Below are 23,320 nucleotides of genomic sequence, written 5' to 3'. Positions count from 1 at the left end.
GGATGCCGAAGTACCGCTACCGCGGACGCACCGGTGCTGGTCAGCTCCGTGAGGGGACGGTGGATGCCCCCACGCTGTCTGACGCCGCCGATGAGGTCTTCGACCGAGGGGTGACACCCATCGATGTCCGCCCCGTCTCCGGCGCTGGAGGGGTCCGCGTGGACGATCTGCTCCGGCAGCTGAGCGAGCGGGCGGTGGGGCTGGATGATCTGATCACCTTCACCCGACAGTTTCGCGTGCTGCTGCGTGCCGGGGTGCCCGTGGTCCGGGCCCTGCGCGGCCTGGGCCAGAACGCCTCCAGCCCTCGCCTGGGGCGCACCCTGGGAGAAGTGGCCTCGGGGCTGGAGAGCGGCCAGAGCCTGAGCCAGGCGATGGGTCATCACCCCAAGGTCTTCCCGCGGCTGCTACTGGCGATGATCCGCGTCGGCGAGGAGTCCGGCCAGCTGGAGGAATCCCTGCAGCGCATGGCCGAGAGCCTGGACCAGGAACGCACGACCCGTGAGCGGATCAAGGCGGCGCTGCGCTACCCGACCTTCGTGCTGATCGCCATCGTTGCGGCCCTGGTGGTCATCAACGTCTTCGTGATCCCGCCGTTTGCCGATCTGTTCGCCGGCATGGACGCCGAGCTCCCGGCAGTGACCGGATTGCTGATCGGCTTCTCGGAAGGTTTTGTCGCCTACTGGCAGCTGGTCTTCGGCGGCGCCTTTCTCGCTGGGCTGGGCGTGCGCGCCTACATCGCGACTGAGGACGGACGCCTGCGCTGGGATGCCATCAAACTCCGTATCCCCGGCGTGGGCGGCATCATGCGCCGGGCCTTGCTGGCGCGCTTCGCCCGCACTTTCTCCATGGCCGTGCGCTCCGGCGTGCCGCTGCTCCAGGCCATGGACTCGGTGGCCGAGGCCACCGATAACGCCTACATTGCCCGCGGCATCCGGCAGCTGCGTACCGGCATCGAGCGCGGCGAGGGATTGCACCAGGTCGCCGAGCGCAGCGGACTCTTTACTCCGCTGGTGTTGCAGATGCTCGCCGTGGGTGAAGAGACCGGGCAGGTGGCGGACATGATGGATCAGGTCGCCGAATTCTACGAGCGCGAGGTGGAGGAGGATCTCAAGAAGCTCTCCTCCTACATCGAGCCGTTCGTGATCGGTTTCATCGGTATCCTGGTCCTGATCCTCGCCCTGGGCATCTTCCTGCCCATGTGGCAGATGGGATCGGCCGCCCTGTGACGGGAAGGGGGAACCACGGCATGGGGGCGAGCGCTGTGACCCGACCGGGCGGCCCGTCGCGCCGCCTCTTGCAGAGGCCGGCAGCCGCGCGCTCCGCCCGCGGCGTGACGCTGATTGAGCTGATCCTGGTGCTGGTCATCCTGAGCATTCTTGCCTCGGTTGCTGCACCCAACCTGAGCGGTTTCACCGATGGCACCGAAGTCCAGTCCGTGAAAAACAAACTGATCAGCGACCTGCGCAGTGCCCGCGCCAGGGCGATGGCGTGTAGCGGAGCGACATTGGAAGTCGATCTTGGCAGCTGGGAGAGGCGCTGGGCGCCCGAAGGTGAAGGCTGCGGGAACCTGCCGGATCTGACGAGAAAAGATGGCGTAACCGTGAGCAGCGACCCCGCGAAGTTCCGTTTTAGGTACCCCCACGGTGATCTGGAAGATGGAAGCGGGAACGGACTTTCAGGCGAGTTCACGATTGACCTTACCAAGGGGGACGTCACCCGCGCGCTTTGCGTCCGCGCAGCGACCGGCGGCGTCTCCCGGGGGGCGTGCAAGTGACAATTGACCGAGTACAACGCCGAGATACATGCCTTCGCAAGGCGACCGGTCCGCGGGGCTCAGGTTTCGTAGCCAGCGCGGCCCAGCGAGGCCTGACCCTCATCGAGATGATTGTCACCATCGTGGTGCTCGGCATCGCCATGGCTGCCCTGGCGTCCTTCTACCCGCTCCTGGCTCAGTTGCCGGATGCTGAAGAGGCTGAGAGAGCGGCACGGAATGCCGAGAGTTGCGCGGAGTTGATTATTGCGGCATTTCGTGATGGGAAATTCGACCCTGACCTTTTAAATGACGGATACGAAATTAGCAAGGAAGATAAGCAGACTCTAGACGAAGGGGATATTGACGTAACGAGGGATCTATGGGGCGCTTTTTGCGGAGGGGGTATCGTTGTTTTCGTTTATGATGACACTGATGAGGCTGTGCGCATCGTGAAAATCGATTACGAGGAGAGCGCTGTATCGGGGTTGAGTCCTCTTTATATAGGTTTTTGACTCAAGTGGCCATCATTAAATCAGCTTGGTCTATGATTCCGAGGTCAGAAAGATGGAGCGACAGAAGGGGCTCACCCTGTGGGAATTGATCATCGTCCTGGTCCTTGCCGGGATTGTGGCGGTCATGGCGGCGCAGCCTTTCTCGGCGCTTTTCAATGTCTCCATCACCTTGGAAGATGAGCTGGATGCCAAGGCGGACATCGCGTATGCCGTGCAGCGGATGCGCCAAGAAGTACGGCGGATGGATGGTAACCCCTGTAATGGGGCCATCAATGGTGCGGACGACGGAATAGAATTAAAGACACGGGATGGCCGAGTGTTTTTGTACATTGGCGAAGAGACGAAGATCAAAACCTGCGAGGCGCGAGGACCTGACGGTTTCTATGAGATCGTTATCGAAGTAGATGGTGAATCGTATGACTTTGGCGTAACCCGGCGCGTCCTCTGACAGGAAAAGTTGGTGCATCACGGAGGGGTGATGAGTACCAAATCAAGAGATAATAAATCCGCAAATGATTTAAAAAGTAAAAGCCTTCAGGGCGGCTCCGCGCTGATCATCGGGCTCGTAGCGATTGTGGCGATCGGTCTCCTTGTCGCCGGTTTGGGTCGAATGGTTGAAAGTAGGGCTGTCGTTACAGTGCAGAGCTTAGTCGATGCACGGGCTTTTTATGCGGCCGAAAGCTCCCTCATATCTGGTCGTCGCTATATAGAGCTGAGTGATCACGTCTTTGGTAAGACGAAAGATGGCAGAGGGAATTATTGCCGAAGTGGTGAAGGTGCCTATATTGGTAAGGTTGGAATAAGTGGAAATTCTAATGCTACGCAGGTAAGGCATACCATTTGTGCGTCGATTGATTTCAGAAAAATTGCTGAGCAGTCTTCTGGGTGGAGTGTTGTCGAAAAGCTGGCTGGTGGGAATAAAAAAATAGAAAATTTGTACGTTCCAGAGGAAGAAAAAGCTCAAGGTGGGGGGAATGTAGAGGTGGAAGGAGCAGCATGCCTCGCTAGTGGATCAAGTGTGACCGGTAATGTTACTTTTAAAGGTGATGTTTATATTCAGTCCGGTTCTCCAGGGGACTTCTTTACGGGAAACGCGCCTAGCTTCGATGGGTGCATATATGTTGACGGTAAGGTCGCTGATGTTGAAGATGAAAAACATATTGCCCACGGCAGCGATTGCTCAAAAGAGCCGGGCGAGCCAACTGGCTCTGGACGCTGGTGTGGCGGGCTAGATAGTGCCGGTTTTCCGCCGTTGCGCAGTTGGGATTATGCGAGATTCTAGAGTTATTCCCCCCCTTTTGCTCTGGGGGTCAAGACCCGCCCGGGTAAAGGACTAACGTTCCCGCGGCCCACCTCTCTTCCCCGCCTCCTCCATCGATACCACACCCTGCTGCACCAACTGCTGCAGGGCGTGATCGAGGGTCTGCATCCCCTGGGAGGCGCCCGTCTGAATCGTTGAATACATCTGGGCGACCTTGTCCTCGCGGATGAGGTTGCGGATGGCCGGGGTGCCGATCATGATCTCGTGGGCCGCCACGCGGCCGCCGCTGCTGCGCTTGAGCAGGGTCTGGGAGATCACCGCCTGCAGCGACTCCGAGAGCATAGAACGGACCATAGATTTCTCGGCGGCGGGGAAGACGTCGATGATGCGGTCGATGGTCTTCGGGGCGGAGGAGGTGTGCAGCGTGCCAAAGACCAGGTGGCCGGTTTCGGCGGCGGTCAGGGCCAGGCGGATGGTCTCCAGGTCGCGCAGCTCGCCGACCAGGATCACATCCGGGTCCTCGCGCAGGGCGGAGCGCAGGGCGGCGTCGAAGCTTTCGGTGTCGCGGTGGACCTCGCGCTGGTTGATCAGCGAGCGCTGCGGCTCGTGGACGAACTCAATGGGATCCTCGATGGTAAGGATATGACCGGCGTCCTGGCGGTTCTTCTCGTCGATCATCGCCGCCAGCGTGGTGGACTTGCCGGAGCCGGTCGGTCCGGTGACCAGAATCAGTCCGCGGGGGAGTTGGCAGAGGTCACGGAAGATCCGTGGCGCGCCCAGACTCTCCAGCGTGGGGACGTCACTGGGGATGGCGCGGAAGACCGCACCCATGCCCCGGTCCTGCTGGAACGCGTTGACGCGAAAGCGGCCCAGCCCGCGGGCGGCGAAGGAGAAGTCGGTCTCCATCCGCGCCTCAAGCTCGCGGCGCTGGCCGTCGTTCATGATGTCGTAGACGCGCCGCTGCACTTCCTTGTGGCTGAACGCCGGCGCGTCGATGCGGCGGATGTCGCCGTCCACGCGGATGATGGGGGGTTGCCCGGCCGAGAGGTGCAGATCGGAAGCGCCCTGCTCGACGGCAAAGCGGAGGAGGTCCGTGATGTCCATATGCACCCTCGGGATTTTGTAAACGGTGTTTGCAGATTATCAACCCTGGGTGGGGCGGACAATACGGGCCGGACACCCCGACGCGCCGATGGCGCGCCGGGGTGTTCCCGCGGGGAGGGACGGGGGTGTTGCCACCGCCGCCTGAGCCGGCAGCGGTGGCCTAGGCGGAGTGCTGCTCGCGCAGGACGTTCTTCTGCACCTTGCCCATGGTGTTGCGCGGCAGCTCGTCGACCACGTGGACCTGCTTGGGCACCTTGTAGCCGGCCAGCTCGGCCTTGAGCCGCTGGATCAGGGTCTCGCCGGCCGGCGGCCGGTTGGCATCGGCGGGGACGATGAAGGCGGTCACGGCCTCGCCAAGGTCCGGGTGGTCCAGCCCCACCACCGCCGACTCCTGCACCTCATCCATGGCGTCGAGCTCGTTCTCCACCTCCTTGGGGTAGACGTTGTAGCCGCCGCTGATGATCAGATCCTTCTCGCGGCCGATGATCGCGTAGTAGCCGTCCTTGCTGACCTGCGCCATGTCGCCGGTGATGAAGAAGCCATCATCGGTGAACTCCTCGCGGGTCTTCTCCGGCAGTCGCCAGTAACCGTTGAACACGTTCGGGCCCCGAATCTGCAGGGAGCCGGGTGTTCCCGGCGGCACCTCGTGGCCCGTGTCATCGACGATCCGCGCCCGGACGCCGGGCAGGGGGCGTCCGACCGTACCCGGCCGACGCTCCCCGTCGAGGGGGTTCGACAGGTTCATCCCCGTCTCGGTCATCCCGTAGCGCTCGAGGATCGCGTGGCCGGTGCGTGCCCGCCACGCCTCGAAGGTCTGCTCCTGCAGCGGTGCCGAGCCGGCGACGAACAGCCGCATGGTTCGGCACTGCTCGGCGGTGAGCCCCTCGTGCTGAAGGAGCCGGGTGTAGAAGGTCGGTACGCCCATGAGCACCGTCGCTTCGGGCAACAGGGCAACGATCTGCCCGGCGTCGAAGCGCGGCAGGAAGTGGATGGTCGAGGCCCCGAGCATGGCGCAGTGGAGCGCCACGAACAGGCCGTGGACGTGGAAGATCGGCAGGGCGTGGATGAGCACGTCGTCGTGGCGCCACCCCCAGGCGGCCTCCAGCGCCAGGGCGTTGGCGCTCAGGTTGCGGTGGGAGAGCACCGCGCCCTTGGGGCGGCCGGTGGTCCCCGAGGTGTAGAGGATGCTGGCCGGGTCGTCGGGATGGACAGCGGCGGTGGCGGGGGCCGGTCCGATGCCGGCGGCCGCTTCTTCCAGCAGGCTTCCGCCGCCCGCGGCATCGAGGGTCTCCAGGCGCGTCGCCGGGTGCTCGGCGACGATCCCACGCAGCAGTTCGGCACGCTCCGGGGCGCCCACCACGAGGCGGGGCTCCGCATCCTGGATGAAGAAGGCGAGCTCGGATCGCTTGTAGGCGGTGTTCAGGGGCAGGAAGACCGCGCCGGCGTGCAGGCAGGCGAGGTAGAGGGCGACTGCCTCGGGGCTCTTGTCGACTTGCACGGCCACCCGGTCGCCGCGCCGGACCCCGATCTGCTCCAGGACCGCGGAGAGGTGCTCGGCCAGGCCGAAGGCCTCGTCGTAGGTCCAGGTTCCGCGCTCCGGCGTGATCAAAAAGGGCTTGGACGGAGTCGCCGCGGCCCGTTGCGCCAGGGTGGTGTAGAGGTTGTGAGCGGCCGGATGGCTCGTGGGTTGCGGGGTCATCGCTCCTCCTCGCCTTCTTCTTGCGGGGCGGGCCGGGCGTGGCCGGAGCCCCGGTTGCGTGGCGTATTCGTCGCCATGTTGACGGCGTGCATTATAGATTCTACATTCATAATTACAAACCGCCAACGCCAGGGAGTCACGCAAGGCCATGGCCAATTCGCTTCGCACCAAAGCTATGTACAGCCAGGTTGCAGACCTGTTGCGGGAACGGATCTTCCGGCAGGAGCTCAGCCCGGGGGATCGGGTGGATGAGCTTGCGCTGGCCGAGGAGCTCGGCGTCAGCCGGACGCCCGTCCGCGAGGCGCTGAAGATCCTCGACGCCGACGGCCTGGTCACGCTCGAGCCGCACCGGGGCTGCCGTGTGCGCGAGCTGTCCCAGGACGATCTGGCCCACCTGTTCCCGGTGATGGCCGTGCTGGAGGGGCTCATCGCCCGCGAGTGCGTGGAACGCATCGATCAGCAGGCGGTGGATGAGCTCTTCGAGCTGCACGAGCAGCTGGAGGCCGCCGCGGCCGACGGCGATATCGACCGGTACTACGAACACAACTACCGCTTCCACACCCGGCTGCAGGAGCTGTGCGGCAACCCCTATCTGCAGCGGGTGGCGGCGGAGCTGCGCCGCATCCTGATCTTGGCCCGCCACCGGCAGCTACGCACGCCGGGTCGCCTGCAGGCCTCGCTCGGGGAGCACCGGCAGCTGATGGAGGCGTTCCGCGATCGCGATCCCGAGGCGGCGGACGCCTGCATGAAGGGCCACCTGCTCGAGCAGGGGCGCACGCTGGTGGGCGGCGGGCAACGCCACTGAACCGGATACCCCGAACCGACAGGCACCAATAAGGGAGGATCCAGCCATTCGAGAGCAGTAAGCGAGACCCGATCCGGCCGTCGCTGCGGACAACAAGACCCGGTCACCGGGCACCGGCGACGGTCGGATCCCGACGATCCAATGCCGCTTGGGAGGAGTCCCGATGAAAAACAGTCATCCGCAACGCCGGATTGCGCAACTGAGCGTGTCCGCTGCCGCCGCCGCGGTCCTCGCGGCTGGTTCTTCGAGCCTCGCCGCCAGCGAGGTCCGGCTTACCGCGTCCCACCAGTGGCCGGGAGGCCAAGGGGATTTTCGGGATGAGATGGTGCAGATCCTCGCGGATCGGGCCGCCGAGTCCGATACCGGTCTGGAGATCCGCGTCTACCCCGACTCGTCCCTGTACGGGGCCCGTGAGCAGTGGCCGGCGATCGCGCGCGGCCGTCTCGATATCACCGCGCTACCGCTGGCCTACGCCGGTGGTCGGCATCCGGAGTTCAACCTGACCCTGATGCCGGGGCTGGTCAAGAATCACGATCACGCCCAGCGGCTCAATGAGTCCGCATTCATGGACGAGATCGTCGAGGTCATGGAGGACAACGGCGTCAAGGTCCTGGCCCACACCTGGCTGGCCGGCGGTTTCGGGTCCAACGAGCAGTGCATCACGGCCCCGGAGGACGTCGACGGCGCGCAGATCCGCGGTGCCGGGCAGTCGTTCGAGACGATGCTCTCGGCCGCGGGGGCGTCGATCAACTCGATGCCGAGCTCCGAGATCTACACCGCGCTGCAGACCGGCGTGCTCGACTCGGCGCTGACCAGCTCGGCGAGCTGGGTCTCCTACCGGCTCTACGAGCAGACCGAGTGCGTCACCCCGCCGGGGGATTACGCGCTCTGGTTCATGTACGAGCCGATCCTGATCTCCAAGGCGTCGTTCAACGACCTGACCGAGGCGCAGCAGCAAGTCCTCCTGGAAGCAGGCGAGGAGGCCGAGGCCTTCGCCTACGAGGCGGCGCAGGAATCGGATCAGGAGATGATCGAGCTCTTCCGCGAGCAGGGCGTCGAGGTGGCTTTCATGGACGACAGCGACTTCGAGGCCTGGCGCAGCGTCGCCGAGGAAAGTGCCTTCCCGCAGTTCGTGGAGAGCACCCCGCGCGGCCAGGAGCTGCTCGATAAGGCCCTGAGCGTCGACTGACGCGGGAGCCCACCGCCGCGGGGACGCGCGTACCTATCGGTGCCACGGTGCGCGCGTCCCCCTCTTCCCACCGTGTGACGGGAGAACCTGCCATGGATCTATTCCTGCGCGTGGTGCGGGGCCTCAACGCGGGGGCCGCGACGCTCGCCTCCCTGATGCTGGTCTTGGCCGCTCTGGTGGTCTGCCAGATGGTCTTCGTCCGCTACGGGCTGAATCAATCGACGTACTGGCAGACGGAGCTGGTGACCTTCCTGCTTGTGGGCGCAACCCTGCTGGGCAGCCCGTACGTGCTGCAGCAGCGCGGCCACGTGACCATGGATCTGCTGCCCATGCTGCTCGGATCACGCGGCAAGCGGATCCTGGCGGTCGTCGCCAACACCCTCGGGTTCGGCTTTGTGGTCCTGCTGCTCGTGACCGGCTTCATCTGGTGGCTGGAGTACTACGAGACGCAGTGGCGCTCCATGTCCGTCTGGGGGCCCCGGCTGTGGATCCCCTACCTGGCCATGCCGGTGGGCATGCTGCTGCTGAGCCTGGAGTACATCGCCCAGACCGCGGCCATCATCACGGGCCGCGAGCGCCCCTTCCCCAGCGAAGCCGAGCAACTGCTCAAAGAACAATAAACGGGGCAGTGCCGCGAGGAGGAGAACTGCATGACTGTCATCTGGATCGCACTGGCCATCCTGGCCGTGTTGCTGGTCTTTCTGTTGCTCGGTACGCCGGTGGCCTTCTCCCTGGGGCTGACCGCTGCGGCGTTCCTGATCTTCTTCGAGGGGGTCGGGGCGGTGGAAATGCTCGCCGAGCAGCTCTACGGGTCGATGGACAAGTTTACGCTGGTGGCCATCCCCATGTTCATCCTGATGGGCGCGGCCATTGCGTCCTCGCGGGCTGGTGCCGACGTCTACGAGGCGCTGCACCGTTGGCTCTACAAGGTGCCGGGCGGGCTGGTGGTCTCGAACATCGGGGCCTGTGGTCTGTTCTCCGCGCTGAACGGGTCGTCGCCGGCGACCTGTGCCGCCATCGGCCGGATGGGCATCCCGGAGCTGCGCCGTCGCGGTTACCCCGAGGGGTTGACCACCGGGGCCATCGGCGCCGGCTCGACGCTGGGCATCCTGATCCCGCCGAGTGTCACCATGATCATCTACGGCGTGGCGACGGAGACCTCCATCGGCCGCCTCTTCCTGGCCGGGATCCTGCCCGGGATTCTGCTGATCGTCCTCTTCTCGATGTGGGCGGTCTTCGTCGCCTGGCGTTCCGGGACGCTAGCCCGGCTGGAGAGCGACATCCACTACTCCTGGAAGGACCGCTTCGCCAAGCTGCCCAAGCTGATCCCGTTCTTTCTGATCATCGTCTTCATCATGTGGGCGCTCTACGGCGGGGTGGCGACCCCGTCGGAGGCGGCCGGGGTCGGTGCCGTGGCAGCGATCCTGATGGTCGTGGTGCTCTACCGGATCTGGCGGCCGCGGGCGTGGTGGGGCATCGTCCATTCGGCCATGCGCGATTCGGTGATGATCATGATGATCATCGGCTGCGCCGGTTTGTTCGGCTTCATGCTCTCCTCGCTCCACGTCCCGCAGGCCGCGGCGGCGGCCGTGGCCGCCCTGGACGTCAATCCGTGGACGCTGATGGCAGTGATCAATGTCTTCCTGCTCATCGCCGGGCTCTTCCTGCCGCCGGTGGCGGTGATCCCGATGACCGCCCCGATCCTGCTGCCGATGGTCCTGGAGGCCGGCTTCGATCCGATCTGGTTCGGGATCATCATGACCATCAACCTGGAGATCGGCCTGATCACCCCGCCCGTGGGGCTGAACCTCTTCGTGCTCAAGGGGATCGCACCGGACGTGCGGCTTGGGGCGATCCTGCGCGGGGCATTGCCGTTCATGCTGCTGATGCTCCTGGCCATCGTGATCATTTCCATCTTCCCGGCCATTGCCACGGGATTGCCCGACGCACTGATGGGGTGACGCCATGAAGACAGCCTGGTGGAATCGTCTGGTGGATTCGGTAGCCGATCGGGGGCTGCGGCTCTCGCGGGTCAAGGGCGGTGCGAAGACCAGTCGGCAACTGGCGGATCACTGCCGGGAGCTGCTAACCAGCCGGGGCGAGGCCAGCGGCGCGGCGCTGGCCCGGGAGGTGGTCCGCGGTCTGGAACGCCTCGATCCGGAAGGTACCGGGAACTTTCTGCAGGCGCTGCGCGACGAGTTCGAGTGCGATGCCGATCAGGTCCGCGAGGTGGCGGAACGCTACCGGCAGAGCGGCGGCCGGGACGGTCTCGATGCGCTCAAGCGCGTGGCCGAGCCGCCGCGCCAGGAGCTCTTCCGCCGGCTGAACCGAGCGCCCGATGGAACGCGGGTGCTGGTGGCCCTGCGCGAGCACCTGCTCGAGAGGCTCCGCGAGGACCCGGGCCTGCGGCCGGTGGATGAGGACCTGCGGCATCTGCTCAGCTCCTGGTTCAATCCGGGGTTCCTGCAGCTGCAGCGTATCGACTGGGACAGCTCGGCGCGGCTGCTCGAGAAGCTGATCAAGTACGAATCGGTCCACGCCATCCAGGGCTGGGAGGATCTGCGCCGGCGCCTGGCAGGCGACCGGCGCTGCTTCGGCTTCTTCCATCCGGCCCTGCCCGGCGAGCCGTTGATCTTCGTCGAGGTGGGGCTGGTCCAGGGAATCCCGGAACGCACGGGGCCCCTGCTCTCGCCGGAGGAGCCGGTTGCCGATCCCGCCCAGGCCGACACCGCGGTCTTCTTCTCCATCAGCAATTGCCAGTTCGGGCTGCGCGGCATCTCCTTCGGCAACTTCCTGCTCAAGCAGGTTATGGAGGAGCTGGCTGCGGAGTTCCCGCAGGTGGAGCGGTTCGTCACGCTCTCGCCGGTGCCCGGGCTCGCCAGGGCGCTGGAGGGGGGCGACGGTACGGAGCCGGCGATCGATCGCGCCTGGCTGGAACAGCTGCTGGCGGACGACCGCGACCGTCTGCACAAGGCTGCGGGCGAGGGCGATACGGTCGCGGCCTTCCGGCGGCTGCTGGCCGAACCCCACGGACACGAGGCGGTGCTGGCCGCCCCCCTGGAGCGAGTCGCCCGGGCCTACCTGACCCGGGTCAAGCGCCGGGGCACGGTGGCCGATCCGGTGGCCCGCTTCCACCTGAGCAACGGGGCCCGGCTGGAGCAGGTCAATCCCTTCGCCGATGATTCGGCGGCGCGGCTGCGCGAGTCCTACGGCCTGATGGTGAACTACCGTTATATCCGCGAGGACGTGGAGGCCAACCACGAGCACTTCGTGCGTACCGGCGAGGTGGTCCTCGCCCGGCGCCTGGCGAAGCGGCAGAAGGAGATCGAGGGGGCGCGCCGCGACCGTGCTTCGGGATAACCCGGGCGCTGCCGGGGGCGGCGGCGGGGCGGTGGCTCAGCTGCGCAACCGTAGCCCGCTCCCGCCCGACGGCGTCGCGTCGGTGCCGTCCTCCTCCCCTTCGAGCTTCACCCGCAAGCGTACCTCGTTGGCCGAGTCGGCGTGGGCGAGGGCGTCCTCGTAGCGGATCCGGCCCTCGGTGTAGAGCTGATACAGGTGATGGTCGAAGGTCTGCATGCCGGCTTCCTCGGAGGCCGCCATGGTGGCCTTGAGGGTGTCGATCTCGCCGTTGCGGATGCGCTCCTGGGCCAGCGGGGTGTTGAGCAGGATCTCCAGCGCCGCCACGCGGCCTTGGCCGTCGGCGGCGGGGATCAGCTGCTGCGCAACGATCGCCTGCAGGTTCAGCGACAGGTCCATGAGCAGCTGCTCGCGCCGGTCGGCGGGGAAGAAGTTGATGATCCGATCCAGGGCCTGGTTGGCGTTGTTGGCGTGCAGGGTGGCCAGGGTCAGGTGACCGGTCTCGGCGAAGGCGACGGCGTAGTCCATCACCTCGCGGGAGCGCACCTCGCCGATGAGGATGGCGTCCGGGGCCTGGCGCAGGGCATTGCGCAGGGCCGTCTCGAAGTCCGCAGTGTCCACCCCGACTTCGCGCTGGGTGACCAGGCACTGCCGGTGCGGGTGGACGAACTCCACCGGATCCTCGACGGTGAGGATGTGCCCCGGGGCGGCCGCGTTGCGCTCGTTGATCATGGCGGCCAGGGAGGTGGACTTGCCCGTGCCGGTCCCCCCGACGAAGAGGATGAGCCCGCGCTTGCGCGTGGCCAGTTCGCGCAGCACGCCGGGCAGGGCGAGGTCGTCCAGGGTGGGGATGGCGGTCTCGATGCGCCGGATGACCAGGCCGGGCTCGCCGCGCTGGTAGAAGGCGCTGACCCGGAAGCGGGCGCCGGTCTCGGTGACGATGGCGAAATTGGCTTCGCGGGTCTGTGCCAGCTCCGCCTGTTGTGTGTCGCTGAGGGTCTCGGCGACCAGCTCGCGGACTGCGGCGGAGTCCAGCGTGTCGGCCTCAAGCGCGGTGACGGTGCCGTCGATCTTCAGCGCCGGCGGCGCCCCGACGGTCAGGAACAGGTCCGAGGCGCGGCGGGCGACCGCCTCATCGAGCAGGGGCTGCAGGCCCATCATCGGCGGTCTCCGGGAGCCGGGAGTAGCGGACGGACTGGTTGCGGCCGTTGTGCTTGGCGGCGTAGAGCGCGCGGTCGGCGCGCTGTTCAAGGGTCTCTAGGGAGGTGCCGGCCTCGGCCGCGGCCACCCCGAGGCTGACCGTGACCGTGCCCACGCCCTCGAAGGGCGTTTGGGCCACCTGGCGGCGGATGCGCTCGGCCAGGGTCTTGGCGCCTGCCTCGTCGGTCTGGCTGGCCAGGACCAGGAACTCCTCGCCGCCCCAGCGGCCCATGTGGTCGGTCTCGCGCAGGACGCTCTCGATGCGCCGGGCCATCTCCCAGAGGACGGCGTCGCCGGCGCCGTGGCCGTAGCGGTCGTTGACGCGCTTGAAGTGATCCACATCGAACAGCAGCACGGCGAATGGCGTACCGTGCCGGGTGAAGGCGGCCTGGGCGGCGCGCAGCAGTTGCTGGATCTTGGCCCGGTTGAACAGGTCGGTGAGCGGGTCGTGGGCGGCCCGGTACTCCAGCTCGCTCTGCAGCTCGCGCTGCTCGGTGATGTCCTCGTTGGTGCCCACCAGCCGCTGGGTCCGCCCGTGCGGATCCTCGATGCCCTGCCAGACGGCGCGGATGTGGCGCTGCTCACCGTCGGGACGGCGGATGCGGAACTCGATCTCGCGGCGTTCGCCGCGCCCGGCGCCGGGGCTGCTCGCTGCATGCAGCCGGTCCTGGTGCTCCGGGACCAGCAGGGCCAGCCAGTCCTGGTAGGTGACCGGCCGCTGCGATTCATCCAGGCCGTAGATGGCCATCATGCGCTCGTCCCAGTGGTAGGTATCGGTTTTCAGGTCGTACTCCCAGACGCCGAGCCCGGCGGCCTCGGTGGCCAGTTTCAGGCGCTGTTCGCTCTCGCGCAGGGCGTGCTCGTAGTAGTCGTACTGCCCCGTGAGGTCGGTCATGGCCAGGGCCACCAGCGGCGGCCCGTTCCCGCTGTCCGGTAGGGGGGCGGCATTGACCGAGAGGACGTGGCGGCCGCGCTCGGCGGTGTGGATCTCGCAGCGGGCGTCGAACAGCGGCGTGCCGGTGATCGCCACCAGGCGGAAGGCGAGCAGTTCCGACGGCGGATCCGGGGCCCGATCGTCGCCGGGCGGGGTGGTGTGGTTGAGATCGAGGAGCTGCCGCGCCTTAGGGTTGGCGAAGATGATCCCGCCGCGCTCGTCGAGCACGGCGATGGCCGCCGCCTCCGTGGCCAGCACCAGCGCCGGCAGGGCCAGGCGCGCCTGGTCCTCATCGCCGCCGGTTGGCACCGGAGAAACGGTGAACGCGCCCTGGAGCGCCTCCAGGGCCCGGCGGATCAGTCGCTGGGCGTCGTCCTTGTCTGCGCGGCTATCGTCTGGCGCCATTCAAACTACCCGATCTTGAGCCCGCGGCAGCCGCGCTGGGGGGGCGCAATCCCTGCCTGTCCCGGGGGTTGCCCGTGGCATCTACCGTAAGCCAGCACCGGCCCGGCGTCCACCGCGGGAGCCCCGTCGCCACCCAGGCGCGAAAGCCTGCCTTTTCTTCTGGGTATTCAAGATACCATGTCCGCTCGATTCCTTGTTGGTTGGCCGGTGCGGCGCGCCGGCCGAAGGAATGGCCGTGGGCAGCCCGGAGCCGGCGGGCCGGAGCGGTTCCATCGGCGGGGCCGGTTTTCCCGGACGCCGGGTGGGCCGAATGCGCGCCGTCATCGCGGCATCATGGAATCCCAATCAGCGGATTGCGGGGTGGTGCCGTGCGTCCACCGCTCAGCGAGATCGACAGCCTGCCTTGGGAGGCGACCTACGCCGCGCTGCCCGATCGCTTCCATGCCCGGCTCGGGCCGACCCCGGTGGCGCGGCCGCAGTGGGTGCGGCTTAATCGCCCGCTGGCCCGGCAGCTCGGGCTCGACCCCCAGTCGCTGGCGGGTGAGGCGGGGCTGGCGGTATTCGCCGGCAATCGGGTGCCCGCCGGGGCGGATCCCGTTGCCCAGGCCTACGCGGGGCATCAGTTCGGGCACTTCGTCCCGCAGCTCGGCGACGGCCGGGCGCTGCTCCTCGGCGAGCTGATCGATGTCGACGGCGTTCGGCGCGATATCCAGCTCAAGGGCGCCGGACCGACGCCGTTCTCCCGCGGCGGCGACGGGCGCGCGCCCATCGGCCCGGTGGTGCGGGAGTACCTGGCCAGCGAGGCGATGGCCGCCCTCGGCATCCCCACCACCCGCACCCTGGCGGCGGTGGCCACCGGCGAAACCGTCTGGCGCCACAGCCCGGAGCCTGGCGGGGTCCTCACCCGGGTGGCGTCGAGCCACGTGCGCGTGGGGACCTTCGAGTACTTCGCCCGGCGCGGTGACCAGGCGGCCGTGCGGCGGCTGGCCGACTACGTCCTGGTCCGCCACTATCCACACTGCACTTGGGCACCGCAGCCTTATCAGGCGCTGCTCGAGGCGGTGGCCACTGCCACCGCGGAGCTGATTGCCGGCTGGATGCACGTCGGGTTCATCCACGGCGTGATGAACACCGACAACCTCTCGGTGGCCGGCGAGACCATCGATTACGGGCCCTTCGGCTTCCTCGACGCCTTCGATCCAGGCACCGTCTACAGCTCCATCGACCACTTCGGGCGCTACGCCTTCGATCAGCAGCCGGCCATCGGCGAGTGGAATCTGGCGCGCCTGGCCGAGGCGCTGCTGCTGCTGCTCGACGACGACCCGGACAGCGCCCTGGATCGCGCCCGCGAGATCCTGAGCCGCTACCGGCCGCACTTTGAGGCGGTCCATCGCGCCGGGTTGCGGGCGAAGATCGGTCTGGCCGAGGCGCGCCCCGGCGACGATGATCTGGTCCACGACCTGCTCCGGCGTATGGCGGCGGAAGGGGCCGACTGGACCCTGACCTTCCGGCGGCTCGGCGAGCTGGACGGGACCGATGCGCGCGGGGATGATGGGTTCCGGCAGGGGTTCCGGGATCCGCAGGCGGCGGATGCGTGGCTGTCGGCCTGGCGGGCGCGGCTGATGGCGGAGCGGCGCAGCGATGCCGAGCGCCGCGCGGCCATGCGCGCCGTCAATCCGGCGTTCGTCCTGCGCAATCACCTGGCGCAGTGGGCCGTGGACGCCGCCACCGAGCGACTGGACTTCGCCCCCATGGAACGGTTGCTCGGGGTGCTCGCCGATCCGTGGTCGGATCAGCCGGAGCACGCCGATCTGGCCCGGCCCCCGGAGATGGGGCAGGCGGTGGTGCGCACCTTCTGCGGGACTTGAACGCCCGGGTGGGAAGCCTGGCACGGTGTGTGCTTAGCTAAGGGAGGGCGAGAGAGGAGCTCCCCAATGGCACCCCGATTCCAAGGCTTCGACACCGATCAGCGTTACGACGAGCTGCTGCAGCCCGATGGCCGGCCGCGCCCGGCGGCGCGGTTGCTGTTCGAGTACCTGAGCTCGATCTGCGAGGACGACCTGGCCGAGCGCATGCGGGCGGTGGACGCCTTCATCCGCGATAAGGGCGTGACTTTCACCGTCTACAGCGACGGCGAGAACATCGACCGCGCCTGGCCCCTGGACGTCATCCCCCGCGTGGTGGACGCCCGCGAGTGGGGGCGGATCGAGGCCGGGCTCAAGCAGCGGCTTACCGCCCTCAACCGCCTGATCGAGGATCTCTACAACGAGCAGGCGGTGATCCGGGACGGCATCCTGCCCCGCGAGATCCTCGAGCAGTCCCGCAACTTCCGGCCGCAGTGCCAGGGCCTGAAGCTCCCTTATGGTGCATGGGCCCACATTTGTGGCACCGATTTGGTGCGCGACCGCGACGGGACCCTCTACGTCCTGGAGGACAACCTCCGCGTCCCCTCCGGCGTGTCGTACATGCTGGAGAACCGCGAGGTGATGAAGCAGGTCTTCCCCGAGCCGTTCGAGGGCTCCGGCATCCGGCCGCTGGACCACTACCCCGGGCAGCTGCTCGACGCCCTGATCAGCCTGGCCCCGGCCGACGCCGACAACCCCGAGGTGGTGCTGCTCACCCCGGGCGTCTACAACGCCGCCTACTTCGAGCACACCTACCTGGCGCAGCAGATGGGCATCGAGCTGGTGGAGGGGCGGGATCTGTTCGTCGGCGAGGACGACTGCGTCTACATGCGCACCATCTACGGCCCGGTGCGCGTGCACGTGATCTACCGGCGCATCGATGACGACTTCCTCGACCCGGAGGTCTTCCGCCCGGACTCGGCCCTGGGGGTGCGCGGGCTCATGCGGGCCTGGCGGGCAGGGCGGGTGGCCATTGCCAATGCCCCGGGGGCCGGCGTGGCGGATAACAAGGCGGTCTACTCCTTCGTGCCGGAGCTGATCCGTTACTACCTGGACGAGGCGCCGCTGCTGGCCAATGTCCCCACCTGGCGCTGCCTGTTCGAAGACGAGCGGGCCTATGTGCTCGACCATCTGGACGAGTTGGTGGTCAAGCCGGCCAACGAGTCCGGCGGCTATGGCATGCTCATCGGCCCCCACGCCGATCCCGCCACGCGCAGCGCCTTTGCCGAGCAGATCTGCCGCGATCCGGCCAACTTCATCGCGCAGCCGACGCTCAGCCTGTCCACGGTGCCCACGTTCAACGGCGAACACCTGGAGCCGCGCCACGTCGACCTGCGCCCCTTCGTTCTCCAGGCGGCGCGGCAGCACGTGACCACCGGCGGACTCAGCCGTGTCTCCAACGCCCGCGACTCGCTGGTGGTCAACTCTTCTCAGGGCGGCAGCAGCAAGGACACCTGGGTGGTCGATGTGAGGTCCGACGAGCAGGAGGGCGGCTGATGCTTTCGCGCCTGGCCGAACACGTCTACTGGATGGCCCGCTACCTGGAACGCGCCGAGAACACCGCGCGGCTGATCAGTACGGGCACCCATCTGGCGCTGGATCAGCCCCACGCGGTGCGCATCGACTGGCGGGCGCTGATCGAGGTCCTTGGCGGGCCCGAGGCCGCCGCGCACTGCGACCCGAACCTCACCCCGGAGCGGGCCGCCATGGTGCAGCTCATCCCGGCCTCGGAGCACCCGAGCTCCATCCACGCGGCCATCGCCCGGGTGCGCGAAAACGCCCGCACCGTGCGCGATCTGCTCCCCGACGAGCTGCGCGAGCGCATCAACCAGCTCTATTTCCACACCCACCGTGGCGCCGGTACGGCGGTGGAGCGGGCCCACCGCTTCGACTACCTGCGCGGGGTGATCGAGTACGCCCAGGGGATCAGCGGGGTGATCGAGGGTACGCTCTCCCGCGGGCCGACTTACCAGTTCCTGATGCTCGGCCGGCATCTGGAGCGGGCCGACATGACCACCCGCACCATCGACGTGCGGGCGGCGACGCTGCCGCGGGACGAGGACGACCACCCGCCGACCTGGGACGACGCGGTGTGGATGAACATGCTCCGCTACCTGGGCGGCTACAGCCAGTTCCGGCAGCAGCGCGGCCCGGGGATCCAGGGGCCGGCGGTGGTCGACTTCCTGTTGCGCGATGACCGTTTCCCGCGCTCGGTGCGCTTCTGCACCCAGCGCATGGAGCGGGCGCTGGAAGAACTCCCGCACCCCGAGGCCCCGTGCCGGCTGCTCGCCGCCGCCGAGCGCCGCGCCACCGCCCCGGTGGAAGTCCCGCTGGATGCCGGGGCGCTGCACCGGCGGCTGGACGCCCTGCAGGTTGATCTGAGCCAGGTCCATGACAGCCTGGGTGAGACCTACTTCTCGGACGGCTGAGCCATGCGCCTCTTCCACTGCGCCTGCGGCAACCGGCTGCACTTCGGCAATACCCGCTGCCTGAGCTGCGAGCGGGCGCTGGGGTTCGATCCGCGGCGCCGCGCCGTGGTTGCCCTGGATGCCGGCGCCGACGGGTTGTGGCGGGCCGCCGGCGGCGGGCGGCAGCGCTACCGCAACTGCGCCAACGTGGCCGCTGCCAGCTGCGACTGGCTGGTGCCCGCGGAAAGCGGCGACGCCCTGTGCTTGGCCTGCCGCCTGACGGATACCATCCCCGACCTGGATAACGAGCTCAATCGCATCTACTGGGGGCGGCTGGAGGCGGCCAAGCGCTACCTGATCACGGATCTGCTGCGCCTGGGCCTGCCTCTGGCCGATCGCTGGCAGGATCCGCAGCGCGGCCTGGTCTTTCAGTTCCTGGCCGATGCCGACACCCCCGAGGGGCCGCAGCAGATCATCACCGGCCACGCCGGGGGGCGGATCACTATCAACGTCGCCGAGGCCGACGAGATCCACCGCGAGCGTACGCGCATCGCCCTCGGCGAGGCCTACCGTACGCTGCTCGGGCACATGCGCCACGAGATCGGCCACTACTACTGGATGCGGCTGATCGAGGGCTCGCCGTGGCAGGAGCGCTTCCGCGAGCTATTCGGCGACGAGCGTGAGCCCTACGAGCAAGCGCTGCAGCGCTACTACCAGCATGGCCCCCAGGGGCCGGATTGGGCCGTGCGGCACATCAGTGCCTACGCCGCCTCGCACCCCTGGGAGGACTGGGCCGAGAGCTGGGCCCACTTCCTGCACATCACCGACGCCCTGGAGACCGCCGGGGTCTATCAGCTCACCGGCCTGCCGCAGCCGGGCGAGGACATCGAGCGGCTACTGGAACGCTGGCACGAACTCAGCGAGGCGCTCAACGCCCTGGCGCGCAGCCTGGGGCAGCGCGACCCCTATCCCTTCAAGGTCACCGCGCCGGTGGCCGAGAAGCTGCGCTTCATTCAGCAGGTGGTGGAGTCGGCCGGGTCCAGCGGCGGTGCGGGGAGCTGATCGAACAGCTGCTGCAGGCCGTCGCGCCAGGCCTCGCGCAGTCCCGCGAAGTAGGGGTCGTCTGGCTGGAAGGCGCGGTAGTGGCCGGGTTCGAGGCTGTCCCGACGGTAGGTGAGCAGCTCCACGGGCGGGCCCACGGAGAGATTGCTGCGCATGGTCGAATCGATGGAGATCAGCGCACAGGTTGCCGCCCGGTCCAGTTCCAGCCGTTCGGAGACGATGCGGTCGAGGATCGGCTTGCCGTACTTGGTCTCGCCGATCTGCAGGAACGGGTGCAGCGGTGAGGCGGTGATGAAGTTGCCCTGGGGATAGACCATGTAGATCCCCGGCGCCTGCCCCTGGATCTGGCCGCCGATCAGAAAGGTTGCCTCCACGGCCAGGCCGGTCTGCTGGCCCGACTGCTCCACGGTGCGCCGCTGCAGCTCGACGCTGACCTCGCCGAGGTACTCGGCGGCGTCCTCGAGCGTGGCCGCGGTGGCCAGCGAGGGCTCAGCGCCGGATTGCCAGTCGCGGTTGAGCCGACGGACTACCGCCTGGGTCGTGGCCAGGTTGCCGGCGGAGAGCACGACAAGATTGCGCTCGCCCGGCCGGGCGTACGCGAACATCTTGCTGTAGGTGCTGACCTGGTCGACGCCGGCGTGGGTGCGGCTGTCCGATGCGAAGACCAGGCCCTCATCCACCGCGATGGCGAGGCAGTAGGTCATACCCTACGGACCGTAGCAGCGGGGGCGGCGGACCACAACGCGTCCGGTGTAGGTCGATTCATCCGGGCGCGCCGCGCCCGCATCGCCGGGTGGGGCGCGGTTGTCCGAGCGGGCGATCATCACTCGTCCAGCTCCAGGAAGAAGACACCGTCTACGGCCCAGTCGTTGTTATCGGCCTCGAAGTCGAAAGCGCCGAGCAGCTCGATGATGTCGTCGGCCTCCGAGAGCATGGCGGCGAGGTCGCCGGTGAAATCGTCCGCCCGCTCTTCCAAGATAAAGATACCTCCTTCAACTTCGATGCCCTCGGCCAGCTCAAAGAGGTTTGTCTCCGTCTCATCGGTATGCCAGGTCCAAGTGCCGTCGGAGGTGATTTGATGGACTTGGAATGTTTCCAGCGTGACGGTCTGGTCTTCGGCGGAGATGGCTACAGAGCCATCAAGCCATGCTCCTTGGTCTGGACTTAGAAAGACACCGCCTTGCAATTGCTGCCCAGGATCGTAGACGGCGGTTAGGTCCAGATCTTCATCAACGGTGTCGAGATAGGCGTCCCCCCGGATATATGGGCCTTCCACCTCGCCGTCGTTCCATGTTCCCCATGTCCCAGTTTTTGGCGCGGTGATCTCCTGCACGGACGAGTCGGTTTCTTGGCCATTGTCTTCGGGGGAATCGTCTAGTTCCGTTCTCTCCCGCTCTTCAAGACTCAGATCGCTCATACTCGGGGCGTCGGCTGCCACCGCATCCCCCTCAATGAAGAAGAAAGGGTCACCCGGGGCGATGCCCACCAAACCGGAGTCGTCGGCATCCGGGGAGGTTTGCTCCTGATCCGAGATGGTCTGCTCGTACTCCTGCTCCTGACGGGCTGACGCCGTATCCGCGTCTATGCCGCTGAGCGCATCACGGTCCGTTTCGGTCGTGGTGGATAGATCCTCGCTGGACGTCTCGGAGATGTCTTCCGACTCGTCTTCTGCCGCGGCCAGCGCGCCGCCGTCCTCGGTCGGCTCGGTGTCCTCATCGCCAGGTGGCGCAGCGGCCGCCTCGTCCTCCGTTTCCTCGGCGTCGTCTGCAGGGGCTTCAGCGGGCTCATCCAGGGCGTCCAGCTCGGCGGGGCGCTCGCTCAAGGCCTCCGGGGGCAGGTCGGGGTCGATCACCCGGAAGTAGTCGACGGGGGCGTCGTCGCCGGTGTTGACCCGGGAGCGTTCATCGCCGCGGTTCTCGGCGAAGCCCCGGCCGCGGGGCGTGCCGCCGGCGGTGCCGCCGTCGCCGTGGGCGAGCTCGAAGATGGTTCCGCGGATGCCGATGGTCGCCACCTCGGTCTCGATGGTGTAGTCGCCTTCGCCACTGATCTGACCGGTGATGGCCCGCAGTCCGCCCTCGATCAGGCTCTTGCGGCTTTCGCCGGTGCCGCTCTCCTCGTCGAACGCATAGGCCTCGATGTGCAGCTCGGTGTTTTCGGTCAGGCTTAGGGTCTGGCCGTCCTCAAGGCGCATCTGCAGTCGGGAGCGCTCGTCGGTCCGCAGCCGGTCGCCGGCGCGGATCTCGTCCCGGCGTCCGACGGATTGTTCCTCGCCGTCGCGGATCAGCACCGGGTCGCCGCGGTTGGCGAGGACGATGCCGATGCGCTCTTCGGCCGCAACCGCCAGCGGTGCAAGCGTCGCGGTGCCGCTGAGCAGTGCGGCGAGAGCCCAGGCAGGAGCGGGGCGGTGCGGCTCAGTAGTCATAGCGCACTCCGGCGAAGATCTCGCGCTGGGTGAACTCGAACAGATCGATGTTCGACTGCTTCTCGCGCACGGCGCCCTCGGTGAAGGCGGTGAACCCGGAGTCCCCCAGGGGGTGGGCCAGTGCGCCCCGCAGTTCGTAAGTGGTGGCGCGTTCGGCGCCGTTGTCCTCGTCGGGGAAGGCCGCCAGGGTGGAGCGGGCCTCCCGGGCGCGCTCGTGGGAGGCGGTGGCGGTCACGCTGGCCGTGGTGTCCTCGAAGAAGGCCCGCTGGAGGCCCAGAAAGCCGCCGGCACGGGCCTTGGTGAACTCGTCCTCGTCGGCGGCATCGTACGAAGTGGCGACTCCGGCGTAGAACAGCAGTGCGCTCTGCGGATCGAGCACGTGCAGCGAGGTGGCCGAGGCGCCCAGGGTGAGCGCATCGCGGTCGTCGTTGTCGTAGTCGGCGTAGGCCAGCTGCCCCTGCACCCGCAGCTGCCGGGTCGGCCCCCGGGGCAGGACGGCCTCGGGGGCGAAGGCGAGTCGAGTGCGGAACGAGTCGCCATCGAGCCTCGTGTGCCGCAGTTCCAGTGGCACCCGATAGGAGCGGCCCTCGGAACCCTCGAACGCCAGTCCACCGCGCAATCGTGCCTCGGTCTGGTCGGCGGCGCTGACGTCGCTGTGGTGGCGGTGTTCGATCTCGCCCAGGTACTGGTAGCTGCTGGTGCGGGTCCGCGGCCGGCGGTGCTCGACCCGGGCCCGGGTGTCGAGGAAGGTGTCGGACTCGCGCTCGAAGTCGACCGGGAAGAAGCCGAGAAAGAGGAACTCGTCGTCGGCGGAGTAGAGTGGGTTGGAGTCGTAGCCGGCCGCGATCGCCGCCTGCGCGCGGGTCTCCGGACGGCGCGAGGTCAGGCGGGCATCGATGGCCTCAAGAAACCGTTGAATATTCTGCGCCACCGGCTCGGGCACCTCTTCGGTCTCCAGGACCCGCTTGAATTGGCGCTGCGAGGCCGCATGGTCTTCCGCGGCGAACAGGGCGCGGGCGTACTCCAGCCGGTAGCGTGGCGCATCCGGGGCCACCATGACGGCCCGGTCGAAGTGCACCACCGCCTCGTCGATATCCCCGCTGCGCAGGTAGGCCCGCCCAGCCTCGAAGTCGTACACCGGGACCCCGGTCAGCGCTTCGTGGTCCCGGGACAGGGCGACCGCCTGCTCGTAGTCTTCCGCCTCGACGGCAAGCCGTATATCCCGGGCCACCTGGCGGGCCGGCGGCGCAGTTGCCGGAGTCGGTGGTGCGGGCGGCTCGGCATGCGGCGTCTCGGGACGCAGGG

At 67.4% G+C, this 23,320-nt stretch carries 21 protein-coding genes; 14 read left to right on the top strand and 7 right to left on the bottom strand.

Annotated elements, in window-relative coordinates; genetic code table 11:
* Nucleotides 1-2: 2 nt before the first annotated feature.
* The 5 genes from CCR79_RS02000 to CCR79_RS01980 are packed head-to-tail and all read left to right on the top strand — an operon-like array spanning nt 3 to nt 3,547.
* On the top strand, nt 3-1,226 hold the full coding sequence (locus tag CCR79_RS02000) for a type II secretion system F family protein (protein WP_201168161.1): 1,224 nt from the start codon (nt 3-5) through the stop codon (nt 1,224-1,226).
* Nucleotides 1,227-1,246: 20 nt separating this feature from the next.
* Nucleotides 1,247-1,774, top strand: coding sequence for a GspH/FimT family pseudopilin (locus CCR79_RS01995; RefSeq protein ID WP_430654663.1), 528 nt, complete (start codon nt 1,247-1,249; stop codon nt 1,772-1,774).
* Entirely contained in the window at nt 1,765-2,265 is a 501-nt protein-coding gene (locus tag CCR79_RS01990; RefSeq protein ID WP_345941476.1) for a type II secretion system protein, read from the top strand. Before CCR79_RS01995 ends, CCR79_RS01990 begins: the two co-directional genes overlap by 10 nt.
* 25 nt (nt 2,266-2,290) lie before the next feature.
* Nucleotides 2,291-2,713, top strand: a complete 423-nt coding sequence (locus tag CCR79_RS01985) for a PulJ/GspJ family protein (RefSeq protein WP_207190272.1) — start codon at nt 2,291-2,293, stop codon at nt 2,711-2,713.
* Nucleotides 2,714-2,743: 30 nt separating this feature from the next.
* Nucleotides 2,744-3,547 (top strand): hypothetical protein, encoded by an 804-nt coding sequence (locus CCR79_RS01980; protein WP_201168150.1) that lies wholly within the window; start codon nt 2,744-2,746, stop codon nt 3,545-3,547.
* A 51-nt stretch (nt 3,548-3,598) separates the two neighbouring features.
* Here the strand turns inward: CCR79_RS01980 and CCR79_RS01975 are convergent, their stop codons facing one another.
* A complete protein-coding gene (locus CCR79_RS01975; RefSeq protein ID WP_201168148.1) occupies nt 3,599-4,630 on the bottom strand; it encodes a type IV pilus twitching motility protein PilT in 1,032 nt (343 codons plus the stop codon).
* Between the two features lie 160 nt (nt 4,631-4,790).
* The gene (locus CCR79_RS01970) at nt 4,791-6,329 is read right to left on the bottom strand and encodes an AMP-binding protein (protein ID WP_201168145.1); all 1,539 of its coding nucleotides are present in this window, start codon (nt 6,327-6,329) and stop codon (nt 4,791-4,793) included.
* A gap of 148 nt (nt 6,330-6,477) precedes the next feature.
* Between CCR79_RS01970 and CCR79_RS01965 the strand changes: the two genes are divergently transcribed.
* The 5 genes from CCR79_RS01965 (at nt 6,478) to CCR79_RS01945 (ending at nt 11,683) form a co-directional block, all read left to right on the top strand.
* Nucleotides 6,478-7,134 (top strand): GntR family transcriptional regulator, encoded by a 657-nt coding sequence (locus CCR79_RS01965; protein WP_201168143.1) that lies wholly within the window; start codon nt 6,478-6,480, stop codon nt 7,132-7,134.
* A gap of 163 nt (nt 7,135-7,297) precedes the next feature.
* Complete coding sequence (gene dctP, locus CCR79_RS01960; RefSeq protein WP_201168141.1) at nt 7,298-8,323, top strand: TRAP transporter substrate-binding protein DctP; 1,026 nt, start codon at nt 7,298-7,300, stop codon at nt 8,321-8,323.
* A gap of 92 nt (nt 8,324-8,415) precedes the next feature.
* Nucleotides 8,416-8,943, top strand: coding sequence for a TRAP transporter small permease (locus CCR79_RS01955; protein WP_201168138.1), 528 nt, complete (start codon nt 8,416-8,418; stop codon nt 8,941-8,943).
* Between the two features lie 30 nt (nt 8,944-8,973).
* Entirely contained in the window at nt 8,974-10,284 is a 1,311-nt protein-coding gene (locus CCR79_RS01950; RefSeq protein WP_201168135.1) for a TRAP transporter large permease, read from the top strand.
* Between the two features lie 4 nt (nt 10,285-10,288).
* Nucleotides 10,289-11,683: a malonyl-CoA decarboxylase gene (locus tag CCR79_RS01945; protein ID WP_201168133.1), complete on the top strand. Its 1,395-nt coding sequence runs from the start codon at nt 10,289-10,291 to the stop codon at nt 11,681-11,683.
* 36 nt (nt 11,684-11,719) lie between these two features.
* Here the strand turns inward: CCR79_RS01945 and CCR79_RS01940 are convergent, their stop codons facing one another.
* Both CCR79_RS01940 and CCR79_RS01935 read right to left on the bottom strand, forming a co-directional pair.
* Nucleotides 11,720-12,838, bottom strand: coding sequence for a PilT/PilU family type 4a pilus ATPase (locus CCR79_RS01940; RefSeq protein ID WP_201168182.1), 1,119 nt, complete (start codon nt 12,836-12,838; stop codon nt 11,720-11,722).
* On the bottom strand, nt 12,813-14,219 hold the full coding sequence (locus CCR79_RS01935; RefSeq protein ID WP_201168130.1) for a sensor domain-containing diguanylate cyclase: 1,407 nt from the start codon (nt 14,217-14,219) through the stop codon (nt 12,813-12,815). Before CCR79_RS01935 ends, CCR79_RS01940 begins: the two co-directional genes overlap by 26 nt.
* Nucleotides 14,220-14,587: 368 nt before the next feature.
* On the opposite strand from CCR79_RS01935, the gene CCR79_RS01930 reads away from it, so the two are divergent.
* The 4 genes from CCR79_RS01930 to CCR79_RS01915 all read left to right on the top strand — a co-directional run bounded on the left by CCR79_RS01930 (nt 14,588) and on the right by CCR79_RS01915 (nt 19,593).
* Nucleotides 14,588-16,087 carry a protein adenylyltransferase SelO gene (locus CCR79_RS01930; RefSeq protein ID WP_201168128.1) on the top strand — a complete coding sequence of 500 codons (1,500 nt, stop codon included), beginning with the start codon at nt 14,588-14,590 and terminating at the stop codon, nt 16,085-16,087.
* A gap of 66 nt (nt 16,088-16,153) precedes the next feature.
* Nucleotides 16,154-17,620 (top strand): circularly permuted type 2 ATP-grasp protein, encoded by a 1,467-nt coding sequence (locus CCR79_RS01925; RefSeq protein WP_201168126.1) that lies wholly within the window; start codon nt 16,154-16,156, stop codon nt 17,618-17,620.
* The gene (locus CCR79_RS01920) at nt 17,620-18,552 is read left to right on the top strand and encodes an alpha-E domain-containing protein (RefSeq protein ID WP_201168125.1); all 933 of its coding nucleotides are present in this window, start codon (nt 17,620-17,622) and stop codon (nt 18,550-18,552) included. Before CCR79_RS01925 ends, CCR79_RS01920 begins: the two co-directional genes overlap by 1 nt.
* A 3-nt stretch (nt 18,553-18,555) precedes the next feature.
* Entirely contained in the window at nt 18,556-19,593 is a 1,038-nt protein-coding gene (locus CCR79_RS01915) for a zinc-binding metallopeptidase family protein (protein WP_201168124.1), read from the top strand.
* On the opposite strand, the gene CCR79_RS01910 is transcribed toward CCR79_RS01915, so the two are convergent.
* The 3 genes from CCR79_RS01910 to CCR79_RS01900 form a co-directional block, all read right to left on the bottom strand.
* Nucleotides 19,545-20,297: a proteasome-type protease gene (locus CCR79_RS01910; RefSeq protein WP_201168123.1), complete on the bottom strand. Its 753-nt coding sequence runs from the start codon at nt 20,295-20,297 to the stop codon at nt 19,545-19,547. The two genes, CCR79_RS01915 and CCR79_RS01910, sit on opposite strands and share 49 nt — an antisense overlap.
* Nucleotides 20,298-20,416: 119 nt before the next feature.
* Nucleotides 20,417-22,015 carry a FecR family protein gene (locus CCR79_RS01905; RefSeq protein WP_201168122.1) on the bottom strand — a complete coding sequence of 533 codons (1,599 nt, stop codon included), beginning with the start codon at nt 22,013-22,015 and terminating at the stop codon, nt 20,417-20,419.
* Nucleotides 22,005-23,320: tetratricopeptide repeat protein (locus CCR79_RS01900; RefSeq protein ID WP_201168121.1), on the bottom strand; the 1,316-nt coding region annotated here is incomplete at its 5' end. The genes CCR79_RS01905 and CCR79_RS01900, both read right to left, overlap by 11 nt.

The sequence above is a fragment of the Halorhodospira halophila genome, assembly GCF_016653405.1.
Taxonomy (GTDB): Bacteria; Pseudomonadota; Gammaproteobacteria; order Nitrococcales; family Halorhodospiraceae; genus Halorhodospira; species Halorhodospira halophila_A.
This window is presented reverse-complemented; position numbering and strand designations above follow the sequence as displayed.

Coding starts and splice junctions, on each gene's coding strand:
- CCR79_RS01970 (WP_201168145.1), bottom strand. CDS start 6,329: ATGACCCCGCAACCCACGAGCCATCCGGCCGCTCACAACCTCTACACC.
- CCR79_RS01945 (WP_201168133.1), top strand. CDS start 10,289: ATGAAGACAGCCTGGTGGAATCGTCTGGTGGATTCGGTAGCCGATCGG.
- CCR79_RS01980 (WP_201168150.1), top strand. CDS start 2,744: ATGAGTACCAAATCAAGAGATAATAAATCCGCAAATGATTTAAAAAGT.
- CCR79_RS01905 (WP_201168122.1), bottom strand. CDS start 22,015: ATGACTACTGAGCCGCACCGCCCCGCTCCTGCCTGGGCTCTCGCCGCA.
- dctP (WP_201168141.1), top strand. CDS start 7,298: ATGAAAAACAGTCATCCGCAACGCCGGATTGCGCAACTGAGCGTGTCC.
- CCR79_RS01920 (WP_201168125.1), top strand. CDS start 17,620: ATGCTTTCGCGCCTGGCCGAACACGTCTACTGGATGGCCCGCTACCTG.
- CCR79_RS01940 (WP_201168182.1), bottom strand. CDS start 12,838: ATGGGCCTGCAGCCCCTGCTCGATGAGGCGGTCGCCCGCCGCGCCTCG.
- CCR79_RS01955 (WP_201168138.1), top strand. CDS start 8,416: ATGGATCTATTCCTGCGCGTGGTGCGGGGCCTCAACGCGGGGGCCGCG.
- CCR79_RS01950 (WP_201168135.1), top strand. CDS start 8,974: ATGACTGTCATCTGGATCGCACTGGCCATCCTGGCCGTGTTGCTGGTC.
- CCR79_RS01975 (WP_201168148.1), bottom strand. CDS start 4,630: ATGGACATCACGGACCTCCTCCGCTTTGCCGTCGAGCAGGGCGCTTCC.
- CCR79_RS01995 (WP_430654663.1), top strand. CDS start 1,247: ATGGGGGCGAGCGCTGTGACCCGACCGGGCGGCCCGTCGCGCCGCCTC.
- CCR79_RS02000 (WP_201168161.1), top strand. CDS start 3: ATGCCGAAGTACCGCTACCGCGGACGCACCGGTGCTGGTCAGCTCCGT.
- CCR79_RS01915 (WP_201168124.1), top strand. CDS start 18,556: ATGCGCCTCTTCCACTGCGCCTGCGGCAACCGGCTGCACTTCGGCAAT.
- CCR79_RS01910 (WP_201168123.1), bottom strand. CDS start 20,297: ATGACCTACTGCCTCGCCATCGCGGTGGATGAGGGCCTGGTCTTCGCA.
- CCR79_RS01965 (WP_201168143.1), top strand. CDS start 6,478: ATGGCCAATTCGCTTCGCACCAAAGCTATGTACAGCCAGGTTGCAGAC.
- CCR79_RS01935 (WP_201168130.1), bottom strand. CDS start 14,219: ATGGCGCCAGACGATAGCCGCGCAGACAAGGACGACGCCCAGCGACTG.
- CCR79_RS01925 (WP_201168126.1), top strand. CDS start 16,154: ATGGCACCCCGATTCCAAGGCTTCGACACCGATCAGCGTTACGACGAG.